We start from the raw sequence: 12667 nt of genomic DNA on the forward strand, positions 1-12667 counted from the left end.
CGCTACGGCCTGCTCCGGCGGCGCCAGATCCAGACGCCGAGCGCGACGGCGGTCAGCACGGCGAGCGCCCGCACCCACGCCATCACCCGCACGCTATAGCGACCGGTGACCGGGTCGTAGTGCGCGCAGCGCAGGTAGATGCGCTCGGCGAGCGTGCCGATGCGTCCCTGCGCCGCGTCGACGAGCGCGAGCCGCAGGTCGCGCGGCTCGACCGCCACGCCGGGCACGTAGCGCGCGATGCGGCCGTCGGCGCCCGCGACGATCACCGCGAGCGGATGCCTGAAATCGTCGCGATCCGGGTCATAGCGATAGCTCACGCCGGACGCGCGCGTCAGCCGTTCGATCGACGGGGCGCGCGCGGTGAGCAGCGCCAGCGGCACCGAGCCGTGCGCGGTGCGGTACGACGCCGCCTTGCGCGCGGCGTCGGCGCTGGTTTCGCGCGGGTCGATGCTCACGCCGACGACGCGATACCCATCGGACGGCAGGCTGGATGCGCTCGCCGCCACGAGGACGCTCTCCATCATCGTGGTGCACAGCGTCCGGCAGTCGTACCAGCCGAAGACCAGCGCGACCGGCACACGGCCGAAGTAGCGCGACAGCGGCGCCTCACGGCCTTGCTCGTCGACCACCGCGACGTCGAGCGGCAGCGGCTCGCCGAGGCGCTCTTTGATGTCCGGGGCCGCCGCTGCGGTCTTCGCCTCCCCCGCCATGATCTTCATCGCGTCGTCGATCGGGATTCGCGCGACTCCTTGCTCCCGGTCGATCCAGTCGTAACGCCGCAGCAGCGCGTCCTTCTCGGCGAAGTAACGCTCGCGTTCCACGCCGGGGGCGCTCTCCAGCACCGGCCCCGCAATGCGCATACCGACCGCCGTGTTCGCGCCGGCCTGCGGCACGTTCCACCACCGCGTGACGCCGAAGGCGGCAGCGGCGACCAGCGCCACCATCGCCGCGAAGGCGGCGATGATCAGCGCGACCGCGCGCGCGTTCACGCCGTGCTGGTGCTTCATGCCGCCACCGACGGGAAGACCAGCCAGCACACGTCGACGAGGTGCAGCGCGAGCAGCGACCACGCGAGCCCGCGCAGCACGCGCGGCGCTTCCTTCGCGTCGCGCGAGAGCAGCACCAGCAGCGGCACGAAGAAATGGCCGGCGATCAGAGCGACCGCGACCGCCGCCCAGCCGGTCTGGACGCGCGGCACGTACCACGCGATCTCGTGCGGCAGGTTGCCGGCCCAGATCACGAGATACTGGGTGAACGCGAGATACGCCCACGTCAGCACGTAGACGAGCACCAGATTGCCGAGATCGCCAAAGACCAGCCTCGGCCCGCGCGCCGCGGCGAGCACGATCGCCGCGGAGAGTCCCGCGAGCCCCTGTCCCACGAGCACCAGCAGCCCGAACGCGGTCGAGTACCAGAGCGGCATCAGCGACATGACCCAGTCGATCGCGGCGAGCGTGCCGGTGACCGCGTAGACGAGCAGCGCCGCCGCCGAGAAGCGCTGCGAGCGCATATAGGCCTGCCGCGTGGTCAGCCATCCCAGCACCACCCACAGCGCGAGGTAGACGACGCTGCGCGCGATGAAGAAACCGGGCTGCAGCCACACGCTCTTGAATCCCGGCCGCGCGACCTCCCCGCTCCAGCGCGCGTGCTCGGCGGGATCGGCCCACGGATAGAGCGCCGGCAGCGCAATCAGCACCGGGATGAACAGCAAGGCGAGCCACGGCAACGCCCGCGCGAGGCGCAGCAGCGGCTCGCGGATCGGTTCTCCCCACGCCCCGCCGGTCAGGTTGTGCACCCACAGGTTCGCGAGCGCGCCGAGCGAGAGCCCCATGCAGAACCACCACAGCGCGAGATACGCCGGCAGGAGCTTCATCGCTGGACGCCCCTGTCGAGCCGCGCGCGCATCGCCGGCGGCAGCGCGTCGGCGCGGGCGTTCTGCGAAAGCTGGAGCGCGCGGATGTACGCGACGATGGCCCAGCGGTCGGATGCCGAGACGCGGTCGGCATACGAGTACATGACGCCGTAGCCGTGAGTCATCACGTCGAAGAAATGGCGGTCCGGCGCTGCACGCAGCCGCGCGATGTGGTACGACGGCGGATGCGGAAAGCCGCGCCGTGCCACGAGCCCGTCGCCGTCGCCCACCGGGCTATGACAGGGTGCGCAATAGATCGCGTAGCGCTCGCGCCCCCGCGCGAGCAGCGCCGCGGTGATCGGATAAGGCATCGTCTGCGCGCTCGCCGCGCGCTCTTCGTCGACCGTGTCCTCGGTGCGCGCGCCGCTCGAAGCGACCGCGAGGTCGCCCGCAGCGCGCGGCACGCTCCCCGCAGGCGGCAGATGTGACGCGCCCGGCGCCAGGGGCTTGTAGCGCGGCTGGTCGTACATGTCGTGCATCGCGCGTTCGCAGCCGCCGAGCGCGCACAGCGCGAGGATCAGGCAGGCACGTCGCATAGGCACAAGGGATCGAGCGTAGCGATGAAGGCGCGCGCGCGCTCCGCGTCGAAGCGCGGGCCGCGCGCCCGCACGCACAGGAAGAAGCGGTTGCGCGTCGCGAGGTCGAACTCGGGCACCGCGAACAGCGGATGCGTGAGGCGCGGCAGGCCGTTCATGATCAGCATCGCGGCGACCGCCGCGAGCGCCGCGCCGAGGATGGTGATCTCGAACGTCGCGGGGATGTACGACGGCCAGCTGTGCAGCGGCCGCCCGCCGATGTTCACCGGGTAGTCGATGACCGCCGAATACCATTGCAGGAAATACGTGCCCGCGCCCCCCGCGATGCCGCCCACCAGCGCCGCGAGCGGCACGCGGTTCGGCGGGATCGCGAGTGCCTGGTCCAGCCCTTCGACCGGGAACGGCGTGTACGCTTCGACGTCGCGATAGCCCGCCGCTTTCGCGGCGCGCGCCGCTTCCAGCAGCGCATCGGCGGTGCGGAACTCGGCGAGCACGCCGTAGAGGGCGTCAGGCTTCACTCGCCACCTCTTCGGGCTTGTCGGCGCTCTCCTTCACCAATGCCTTCATTTCCGCGATCGAGATCGCGGGCAGCCATCGGATGAAGAGCAGGAACAGGAAAGCGAAGAACGCGATCGAGCCGAGCAGGTGCACCCAGTCCCACGCGGTCGGATAGAACATGCCCCACGCCGACGGCAGGAAATCGCGATGCATGCTCTGCACCACGATGAGGAAGCGCTCGGACCACATGCCGACGTTCACCAGCAGCGCGATCGCGAAGAGCGCCGCGGCGCTGCGCCGCACCGCGCGCCACCACAGCAGCATCGGCAGCGCCGAGTTGAGCGCGAGCATCATCCAGAACACCGGCGCGTACGCGCCGGTCCAGCGGTCGGTGAGCACGTAGATCTCCTGCTCGCCGCCGCTGTAGAACGCCATGAAGGCTTCGACCGCATAGCTGTAGGTGATGATGAGGCTCGTCACCAGCATGAGCTTCGCGGCGTGATCGAGGTGCACCTCGGTGATGAAGTCGTGCAGGCGGAAGTAGCGCCGCAGCGGGATCGCGAGTGTCAGCACCATCGCGAAGCCCGACAGCAGCGCGCCCGCGACAAAGTACGGCGGAAAGATCGTCGAGTGATAGCCCGGCACGATGCCGATCGCGAAATCGAGCGACACCACGCTGTGCACCGAGATCACCAGCGGCGTCGCCAGCCCCGCGAGCAGCAGGTACGCGGTCTCGTAGCGCGCCCAGTGGCGGGCCTCGCCGCGCCAGCCGAGCGCGAGCAGCCCGTAGGCGATCTGCTTGCCGCGCGTCGCGGCGCGGTCGCGCAGCGTCGCGAGGTCCGGGATGAGGCCCACGTACCAGAACACCAGCGAGACGGTGAGGTACGTGCCGATCGCGAAAAGATCCCACACCAGGGGGCTGCGCCACTGCGGCCACACGTCCATCACGTCCGGATACGGCACGATCCAGTAGAAGAACCACGGGCGCCCCAGGTGCAGGATCGGGAACAGCCCGGCGATGCCCGCGGCGAACAGCGTCATCGCTTCGGCGAAGCGGTTGATCGAGGTGCGCCACTTCTGGCGCAGCAGCAGCAGGAACGCCGAGATGAACGTGCCCGCATGCCCGATCCCGATCCACCACACGAAGTTGCCGATCGCGTATCCCCACGCGACCGGGATGTCGACGCCCCAGATGCCGACGCCGGTCACGAAGAGGTAACCGATCGCGGCGAAGAACACGAGCGTGCCCGCGAAGGTCAGCGCGAACGCCGACCACCAGCGCCACGTCCAGAAGCCCGCGAGCACCGCGTCGGCGATCTTGTCCTGCACGCTCGTATAACCCCAGCCGGCGCGCAGCACGCCGACGTCGCGCGAGACCGGTTGCGCGCTCATACCTCGGGATCCTCGTTGATCACGCGTGCGAGATACGTCGTGCGCGGCCGGGTGTTGAGGTCGGCGAGCAGCGTGTAATCGCGCGGCGACGCTTTGGCGCGGCTCACCGCGCTCTCTCGATCGTTGAGGTCGCCGAACACGATCGCGCGCGTCGGACACACCGCCTGGCACGCGGTCACGACTTCGCCGTCGCGCAGCCGCCGCCCCGCCTTGTCCGCCTCGATGCGCGCGCGCGTGATGCGCTGGATGCAGTAGGTGCACTTCTCCATGACGCCGCGGCTGCGCACGGTGACCTGCGGATTGCCCTGCGCCTTGAGCTCTCGCGTCGTCGTGTCGGAATACTGGAGGAAGTTGAAGCGCCGCACCTTGTACGGGCAGTTCTGGCTGCAGAAGCGCGTGCCGATGCAGCGGTTGTAGACCTGGAGGTTGAGGCCGTCGCTGTCGTGCACCGTCGCGCCGACCGGACACACCTCCTCGCACGGCGCGTTCTCGCAGTGCATGCACGGGACGGGCTGGAAGTGGGTGCGCTCCGCCTGCTGGTAGCGATCGACGCGGATCCAGTGCATCTCGCGGCCGCGCATCACCTGCTCGCGGCCGACGACCGGAATGTTGTTCTCGGCCTGGCACGCGATCGTGCAGGCGCTGCAACCGATGCACGCGTTGAGGTCGATCGCCATGCCCCAGCGATAGTCGCGATACTCGTGCGGCGGATACAGCGATTCCTCGGGCACGCGCTTCCTCGGCGCGTCGCGCGCGAACCCGGGATTCTTCAGGTAATCCTCGAGGGTCGCGGCGCGCACCGGCTCGCGGCCTTCCATCGAGAAGTGACCCTGGGTCGTCGCGAGCACGCGCGCGCGGCCGGTCTTCTGCACCGCGACCGCGAGCGGTGTGGCCAGGGCCGCGGCTGTCCTCAGCCGGTACGCGTCGAACCCGACGCCGTTGCCGACCACGCCCGCCGCGGTGCGTCCGTAGCCGAGGGGCAGCGTCACCACGCCGTCGGCGTGTCCGGCGCAGATCCACACCGGCGCCTCGACGAAGCGCCCTCCCTGCTCGACGCGCACGATCGAGCCGTTCGCACAATCGAGAGCGCGCGCGGTCGCCGCGCTCATCAGCGCCGCGTTGTCCCACACGAGCTGGGTGAGCGGCCGCGGCAGCTCCTGCAGCCACGCGTTGTTCGCGAGCTCGCCGTCGCGCGTCGCGGGATCTGGCGTGAACACTGCGACGAGCGGCGCGCGCGCGAGCCGCGGCGGCGCGATCGCGGCGGCCGGCGTCACGGCGAGCGGCGCGCTCGCGCTGCCTGCGACCACGCCTTCGCGCAGGCTGTCGCGCCACGCCGCCGAGCTCCAGGTGCGGCGCACCAGCGCCGCGGCGTCCGCCGGCCGAGCCATGAAGCGCGCGAGCAGCTCCAACGCAGGGCGCGTGTCGTACAAGGGACGCATCACCGGCTGCACGATGCTCGCGGTGCCGTCGAACGCGCGAGCGTCGCTCCACTGCTCGTAGGTATGCGGCTGCGGCACGTGCCACGACGCGGCGCGCGCGGTCTCGTCGCGATACAGCCCCGAATGGACCGACAGCGGCACGCGCGCGAGCGCCTGCGCGAAGCCGAGATCGACCGGCGCGTCGTAGACCGGATTCGCGCCGAGCACCAGCAGCGTATCGACGCGGCCGGCGTTCATGTCGGCGACGAGCTCGCCCAGCGGCGCGGCTTCAACCGCGACGGGCTCGATGTGATGGATCGAGCGGCCGGTGTTGCCGAGCACGTGATTGAGACGGTGCACGAGTGCGCGCGTCTCGCGAGTAAGCCTCGGGCCCGCGATCACGAGCGATTCGCCGCGTGCGCCGCCGAGGGCGCGCACCAGCGCGGCTTCCCAACGGGCAAGGCGCGCATCGGCAGCGAACACGTCGCGCGGCGCTGCGCCGAGCGTGCCGGCGACGCGCCAGATCAGCGCTTCGATGTCGTGGAGCGCGAGCGCCAGCCGCTCGTCCGCCAGCGCGCCCGCGAGACCCGGCGTGGTCTCGATCGCATAGAGCCGCGAGTAGCGCTCACGCGAAGTCTTGCGCCGGGCCTGCATGAAATCGTGCGCATAACGAACGCTTGCCGGCCCTTCGCTCATGAAGTCGGCATCGAGCGCCAGCACGACGCGCGCCTTGTCGAGCGCGAGCACGCTGTCCACCGGCCGGCCGAACGCGAGATGCGCGCCGGCGCTCGCGTTCTCGTCCGCGAGCGGATCGTGCGCGTGCCAGCGTGCGTTCGGATAGCGCGCGAGCAGTGCCTTGAGCTGTGCGGCGAGGGTCGGCGACGTGACCGTGCCGGTCAGCACGCGCAAAGACGCGCCGCCGTTGCGCTCGAAGTGCCCGCGGCGCGCTTCGATCGCCGCGTCGTACTCGCGCCACGTCGAGAGCGCGCGGCCGCGATGCACCGCGCGCGAGCGGTCGGGGTCCCAGAGCTGGAGCACCGACGCCTGCACGTGCGGGCTCGTCGCGCCGAGGCTCGCCGGATGCGACGGGTTGCCTTCCACCTTGGTCGCTCGTCCGGAGTGGGTCTCGACGAGCACGCCGTGCGCGTAACCGCCGAGCACGAACGCGGTCGCGTAGTAGAGCGGCGTGCTGTCGCGCAGCTCCGGCGGCGTGCGCACGTACGGCTCGATGTTCTCCGGCGGCGGGCCGCTGCAAGCCCCGCTCGCGAGCGCCGCGGACGCCGCCATGATCTGCAGAAAGCGGCGCCGCTCGATGTCGTCTAGCGATGGCATGTCGAGCAGTCGGTGAGGCGCGCGATGTTCTGCTTGCGATGGCACTCCAGGCACCATTGCATGGTGAGCGGCGCGACCCGCCGCACCACCGGCATCTCCTCGACATGGCCGTGGCATTGCGCGCATGCGATGCCGCGGGTGACGTGGATGCCGTGATCGAAGTACACGAAGTCCGGCAGGTCGTGCACGCGCCGCCACGCGATCGGCGTCGCGGTCGCGGCGCTCTCGTGCAGCGCATTGAGCACCGGCGCGTCGGTGTAGAGCTGCGAGTGACACGTGAGGCACACCTCGGTCGCCGGCAGCCCCGCGAACGCCGCGCGATCGACCGACGCGTGGCAATAGCGACAGTCGATGCCGTCGTCACCGGCGTGATGCTTGTGGCTGAAAGGGATCGGCTGCCGCGGCGCCGCGGGCGCGCCGAACGCGCCGGAGAGACCCCAGCGAAACACGAACGCGGCGGCCGCTGCGATCAGCACGAGCGCGATCAGGCACAGCTTGACGAGCAGCGTGGCGGTCGGGCTGAAGACCTGCGGCATCGGTTCAGGGGCTCGCTGGGCGATGTTCGCCGCCTGCACTTCACGGATTTTTCACGGCGAAGTGCGGATGACGGAGGCCGCGCTTGTTGCAACCCTCATTCCCGTGGGCTCCGTCATGCGCGCGTAAGGATCGACTGCACCGGTCGGTCTCTATCGATGCAGAAGAACGAGGAGGATGCCGATGGCGATGGACAAGCTCCACCTGTACTCCTTCGTGCTCGTCGCGGCCGCCATGGCGGCGCACGGCGCGCACGCGGCCGACAGCTTCCCGGATCGGCCGATCCGGATTCTTCAGGGCTTCTCCGCAGGCGGGATCAGCGACACCCTCGCGCGGCTCGTCGGCGACCAGATGCAGCGGACCCTGGGACAACCGATCATCGTCGAGACGCGTCCCGGCGGCGGCGGGATCGTCGCGATGACCGCGGTCACCGGGGCGACGCCCGACGGCCACACCCTGCTCCTCGGCAACTCCGCGATCACGATCAGCCCGAACCGGCGCGAGAAGCTGCCGTTCGATCCCATGAAGGCCTTCATCCCGGTGAGCATGATCGGCACGTCGCCTTCGGTGCTCGTCGCGAATCCGGCGTTCGGGCCGAAGTCGGTGCCCGAGCTCATCACCTATGCGAAGTCGCACAAAGGCAAGGTCGACTGCGCGACGTCGGGCGTGGGCACCTCGAACGATCTCGCGGTGCATCTGATGAACACGATGAGCGCGATCAGCCTGACGCCGGTGCGCTACAAGGGGTCGGGGCCTTCGCTCACCGCGGCGGTGGCGAACGAGACGCCGCTGAGCTTCGCGCCGTTACTGGCGGCGATACCGCACGTGAAGCAGGGCCGGCTCAGGGCGCTGGGCATGAGCAGCGCGAAGCGCAACCCGGCGCTGCCGGACGTGCCCGCGATCTCGGAATCGATTCCGGGTTACGAAGCGGTCGGCTTCTACAGCATCGTCGCGCCGCGCGGCGTGCCCGCGGCGCGCGTCAAGAAGCTGCACGACGCCATCAACGCGGCCCTCGGCATACCCGAAGTGCGCAAGCGCATGGAATCGTACGGCGTCGACGTCACGGTCATGACGCGCGAGCAGTTCGCCGACTTCATGCGCAAGGACGCCGAAAAGTGGAAGAAGCTCGTGCACGACGCGCAGCTCGCGCTGTAATTGGGGTCACGCTGTAATTGGGGCCAGGTCCACATTAACGGTTAATGTGGACCTGACCCCAATTAACGTTCGGCCCCCACCTTGTTGCTCGGCGTGCCGAGCCAGCCGGTCTGCGAGATGTCGAAGTTGACGTTGTCAGGGCCGATGTAGCGCACTTCGACGTTGCCGTGTCCCGCGGGTGCGCCGCCCGCGCCCAGCCCGAGCGCGACGTTGATGTCGTCGCGCGGTTTCGCCGCGCCCGATTTCGCGAGCTGCGCGGTGGCCTCTTCGAGATCGTCCACCTGGAAGCCGATGTGATGGATGCCGCTCCAGCCGGTGCCGCGCTCGGCGCCCGCGACCACGTCGTTCTTGAAGTGCAGGATGGCGAGGTTGATGTGGCCGTCGGTGAGGAAGTAACCGGAGGTGCGCGGGCTGTCGAGCTTTTTCACGACCTCGAGCCCGAAGTTCTCGACGTAGAAGTTCTTGGTCGATTCTTCGTCCTGCGTCTGAATCGCGATGTGCCTGATCCGTGCCATGGCCGTCCCTCCGTGGTTGGAAGCGGCCTTATCGTATCCGAATCGGTTCAATCCGGTTTCGCGCCCGAATCCTTGATCGCCCTGGCGTACTTCGCCATGTCCGCGCGGATGAGGGACACCACCTGCTCGGGCGTGCCGCCGAGAGGCGACGCGCCCAGCCCCGCGAGCTTGTCCAGAAAATCGGGCTGCGCCAGCATCCGGTTGACCTGGCCGTTCACCAGCGCGGTGACGCTTGCCGGCATGCGCGCAGGTCCCAGCACGCTGTACCAGCCGTTGATCTCCACCTTGATGCCCGACTCGAGCAGCGTCGGCGCGTCGGCCAGCATCGGCGAACGGCGCGCCGAGCTGACCGCGAGCGCCCGCAGCCGGCCCGCTTTCACGTAAGGCACGATGGACGGCATGTTGGGGAACATGAACGAGAGCTGGCCGCTGAGCAGGTCGATCAGCGCCGGCCCGTCGCTCTTGTACGGAATGTGCTGCGCGCGGATGCCGGTGGCGGTCTTGAAGAGCTCGGCGGTGAGGTGCCCGGTGCCTCCGGTCCCGGACGAGCCGTGATTGAGCTTGCCGTCGTTGGCTTTGGCGTAGGCGATGAAGTCCTGCACCGTCTTCGCAGGAAACGCCTGGGTGACGACGAGCACGGTGGGAACCGCCGCCACGTTGACGACCGGCGTGAAGCTCCTGATCGGATCGTACGGAAGGTCGGGAAACAGGCCCGGGTTGATCGCGTGCGACGCGTTGGTCGCCATCAGCAGCGTGTACCCGTCGGGCGTCGAGTTGGCGGCGATCGAGGTGCCGATGATCGAGTTGCCGCCGCTGCGGTTGTCGACGATCACCGACTGGCCGAGGCTGTCGGTTAGCCGCGCGGCGACGAGCCGCGCGATGATGTCGGTGCCGCCGCCGGGCGCGACCGCGACGATCATGCGGATCGGACGCACCGGGTACGTCGCCTGCGCCGCGGCGGCCGGCGCGCTCGCGAGCGCGGCGATCACGAGACCGCCGAAAGTCAGTCTTCGTTTCATGACTTGGCGAGCCCCACTTCCTGAAAGATCCTGCGATAGAGCACGGTCTCGCGCTCCAGGTACTGCGCCGCCTTCTCACCCGTCACGAAATTGGGCGTCCAGAAATTGCGGTCGAGATCTCTCTGCCAGTCTTCGCTCTTCACCACTTTGGCGAGCGCGTCTTCATAGAACGCGACCTGCGCCCGCGTCATCTCGTTGGGGCCGAGCACGTTGCGCCACGTGGTGAACACCGCGTCTATGCCCTGCTCTTTGAGCGTCGGCGCCTGAGCCATCACGCCGCCGAGGCGTCGCGGCGCGGTGACGGCGATCGCGCGTATGCGCCCCGCCGACAGCAGCGGCGGGTAGTTGGCGACCGTGCCGACCGCGACGTCCACTTCGCCGCCGAGCAGCGCGGTGGCCGCTTCGCCCGCGGACTTGTAGACGACGAAGCGCACGTCCCTGATGTGCACGCCGCCCGCCTTGAGCGCGACGACCGTGCCGATGTGCGCGCCGCCGCCGAGCGCGGGACCGCAGCCGATCGACAGCGCGCCGGCGTCCTTGCGCAGGCGGTCGACGACTTCCCGCATCGACTTCAGCTGTGAATCGGTGCGGACGACCAGCCCGATGTAATCGTCGAGCAGCATCGCGATCGTCTTCACGTCCTGCGGCCCGATCGGGTGCACGCCGGTGATGCGGTTGGAGATGAGATTGGGCCCGCCGAGCGCGATCGCGTGTCCCTGCGTGCCCTTGTCGCGCATGTAATCCCACGCGAGGCCCTGTCCCGCGCCCGCCTTGTTGACGACGATCACCGGCTGGCCGATCGCGCGCTGCCGGTCCCAGATGTGCTGGATCAGGCGCGCGGTGAGATCGAGGCTGCCGCCCGGCGTCGCGCCGACGACGAGCGCGACCGGCCGGCTCGGCTTCCATGCGGCCTGCGCCCACGCGGCGCGAGTCGACAGCGCGCCCGCACACGCAGCGGCCGCCGATGCGATGAAGTCTCGCCGCTTCATCGCGCTCCGAGCGCCGGCTGCGCCGCACGCTCCCCGCTGCGCTCGCGCTGCCACGCCTCGAACACCTCGCGCATCCGCGTCACCGCCTTGGTGTGCAGATCGACGCGCAGGTCGACCTCGGGCTGTTCCAGGCGGTCGACCACGCAGATCCACGCCGAGCGCTCGGTGCGCGGCACACCCTTGGTGGCCTGCCCTCCCGCATCGCGCCCGCCTTCGATCGCGAGCAGCAGCCGGTACTCGAGGTCTGCGTCGGGCTGCGACATGAAGCCTTTGGCGATGCCTTCCACCACCTGCGGCCCCGCGAGCCCGTTGCCGAAGGTGACGTAATACGGGCCGACGTGATGGCCCGCCCACTGGCCGATCTGCGTGCCGGTGTGCACCGCGACCGTGCCGGTGCGGTCGACGATGCCCATCTGCCGGTACTCGTAATCGGGATCGCCGGCTTTCAGCGTCTCCAGGATGTAGGGCAACGAGAACCCCTGCTGCATGAGGTTCAGCACCAGCGGGTCGATCGCGCGGTCGTAGAACGCCTGCGACTTGCTGATGCCGACATTGGCGCGGACGCTCTCGTTGCGGCGGCCGCACGCGATCGAGAACGTTGCGGTGCCGATACCCAGGCGGCCGGTGCGCGGGCAGCGTGCGACGATCGAATAAGTCATGACGCCTCCTTCGCGCGGCTCTTGGCGAGCATGTCGGCGAACTCCATCTGCGGCAACGCCTGCCGCGGGTGTTTGCCGCGCTCGAGGTAGTACGCGGCGAACGGCTGGTACTCGTCGAAGATCCGGCGCAGCTCCGCGACCGGATCGTCGAGCAGATCGACCCTGAGATCGATGTCCGAATGATCCAGGCGGCCGAACACGACGAGCGCGACCGAGCGCGGCGGCGCGGTCGCGGCGAGCGCGCTTTCGCGGACCGCTTCGAGCGAGGCGAGCAGCCGGTTCTCCAGATCCTCCTCGGGATTGCGCTCGAACGCGCTTGCGAGCGTCTCGAGCAAACCCGCCGGCAGTCCGTGACCGACCGCGACGTAACCGTCGCCGGTCACCGGTTGAGCCGACTGCCGCACGCTCGATCCCGAGTACGCCGCGACGCGCCCCGAACGATCGACGAGCGCGACCTGCCGCTGCTCGAACCGGGCATCGTTCGCCTGGAGCAGGTGCAGCGCCTGCCGCGGCTCGAATCCCTGCGCGAGCAGCTCGAGCGCGAGCGTGTTGTTGCTCGGACGAGGGGCAGCGAGCGTGATCGTGGCGCCGACGTTGGAGCGCGCCCCGCGCCAGCAGAGATGACCGACCGACATGAGCTCGCTCGCGACCGCGAGCCCCAGGCGTCCGGTGTGCGCGCAGCGCGCGACGATGGCGTATGACATGCGC

13 protein-coding genes are annotated in these 12667 nt (G+C 69.5%); 1 reads left to right on the top strand and 12 read right to left on the bottom strand.

Going from position 1 to position 12667, the window contains the following annotated elements:
• Positions 1-2 precede the first annotated feature (2 nt).
• From VHP37_33235 to VHP37_33265, 7 genes are read right to left on the bottom strand one after another with little or no spacing between them, the layout of a single operon-like run.
• Positions 3-1007 (bottom strand): SCO family protein, encoded by a 1005-nt coding sequence (locus VHP37_33235; protein HEX2831238.1) that lies wholly within the window; start codon positions 1005-1007, stop codon positions 3-5.
• On the bottom strand, positions 1004-1873 hold the full coding sequence (locus tag VHP37_33240; GenBank protein ID HEX2831239.1) for a hypothetical protein: 870 nt from the start codon (positions 1871-1873) through the stop codon (positions 1004-1006). Before VHP37_33240 ends, VHP37_33235 begins: the two co-directional genes overlap by 4 nt.
• On the bottom strand, positions 1870-2448 hold the full coding sequence (locus VHP37_33245; GenBank protein HEX2831240.1) for a cytochrome c: 579 nt from the start codon (positions 2446-2448) through the stop codon (positions 1870-1872). Before VHP37_33245 ends, VHP37_33240 begins: the two co-directional genes overlap by 4 nt.
• On the bottom strand, positions 2430-2966 hold the full coding sequence (locus VHP37_33250; GenBank protein HEX2831241.1) for a DUF3341 domain-containing protein: 537 nt from the start codon (positions 2964-2966) through the stop codon (positions 2430-2432). The genes VHP37_33245 and VHP37_33250 overlap by 19 nt, the downstream gene beginning before the upstream one ends.
• Positions 2956-4338, bottom strand: coding sequence for an NrfD/PsrC family molybdoenzyme membrane anchor subunit (nrfD, locus tag VHP37_33255; GenBank protein HEX2831242.1), 1383 nt, complete (start codon positions 4336-4338; stop codon positions 2956-2958). The genes VHP37_33250 and nrfD overlap by 11 nt, the downstream gene beginning before the upstream one ends.
• Complete coding sequence (locus tag VHP37_33260) at positions 4335-7088, bottom strand: 4Fe-4S dicluster domain-containing protein (GenBank protein HEX2831243.1); 2754 nt, start codon at positions 7086-7088, stop codon at positions 4335-4337. Before VHP37_33260 ends, nrfD begins: the two co-directional genes overlap by 4 nt.
• Positions 7076-7624, bottom strand: coding sequence for a cytochrome c3 family protein (locus VHP37_33265; GenBank protein ID HEX2831244.1), 549 nt, complete (start codon positions 7622-7624; stop codon positions 7076-7078). Before VHP37_33265 ends, VHP37_33260 begins: the two co-directional genes overlap by 13 nt.
• 181 nt (positions 7625-7805) lie before the next feature.
• On the opposite strand from VHP37_33265, the gene VHP37_33270 reads away from it, so the two are divergent.
• Positions 7806-8777 (top strand): tripartite tricarboxylate transporter substrate binding protein, encoded by a 972-nt coding sequence (locus VHP37_33270; protein ID HEX2831245.1) that lies wholly within the window; start codon positions 7806-7808, stop codon positions 8775-8777.
• Positions 8778-8839: 62 nt separating this feature from the next.
• Here VHP37_33270 and VHP37_33275 read toward each other — a convergent pair whose 3' ends face one another.
• Genes VHP37_33275 through VHP37_33295 form a run of 5 tightly spaced genes read right to left on the bottom strand, consistent with a single transcriptional unit; the run spans position 8840 to position 12663 of the window.
• Complete coding sequence (locus tag VHP37_33275; protein ID HEX2831246.1) at positions 8840-9292, bottom strand: VOC family protein; 453 nt, start codon at positions 9290-9292, stop codon at positions 8840-8842.
• Positions 9293-9339: 47 nt separating this feature from the next.
• Positions 9340-10311 (bottom strand): tripartite tricarboxylate transporter substrate binding protein, encoded by a 972-nt coding sequence (locus VHP37_33280; GenBank protein ID HEX2831247.1) that lies wholly within the window; start codon positions 10309-10311, stop codon positions 9340-9342.
• Positions 10308-11300, bottom strand: coding sequence for a tripartite tricarboxylate transporter substrate binding protein (locus VHP37_33285; protein ID HEX2831248.1), 993 nt, complete (start codon positions 11298-11300; stop codon positions 10308-10310). The genes VHP37_33280 and VHP37_33285 overlap by 4 nt, the downstream gene beginning before the upstream one ends.
• On the bottom strand, positions 11297-11959 hold the full coding sequence (locus VHP37_33290) for a DUF1028 domain-containing protein (protein ID HEX2831249.1): 663 nt from the start codon (positions 11957-11959) through the stop codon (positions 11297-11299). Before VHP37_33290 ends, VHP37_33285 begins: the two co-directional genes overlap by 4 nt.
• The gene (locus VHP37_33295) at positions 11956-12663 is read right to left on the bottom strand and encodes a DUF1028 domain-containing protein (GenBank protein ID HEX2831250.1); all 708 of its coding nucleotides are present in this window, start codon (positions 12661-12663) and stop codon (positions 11956-11958) included. The genes VHP37_33290 and VHP37_33295 overlap by 4 nt, the downstream gene beginning before the upstream one ends.
• Between the last annotated feature and the right edge of the window lie 4 nt (positions 12664-12667).

This window comes from Burkholderiales bacterium (assembly GCA_036262035.1).
GTDB lineage: Bacteria > Pseudomonadota > Gammaproteobacteria > Burkholderiales > SG8-41 > JAQGMV01.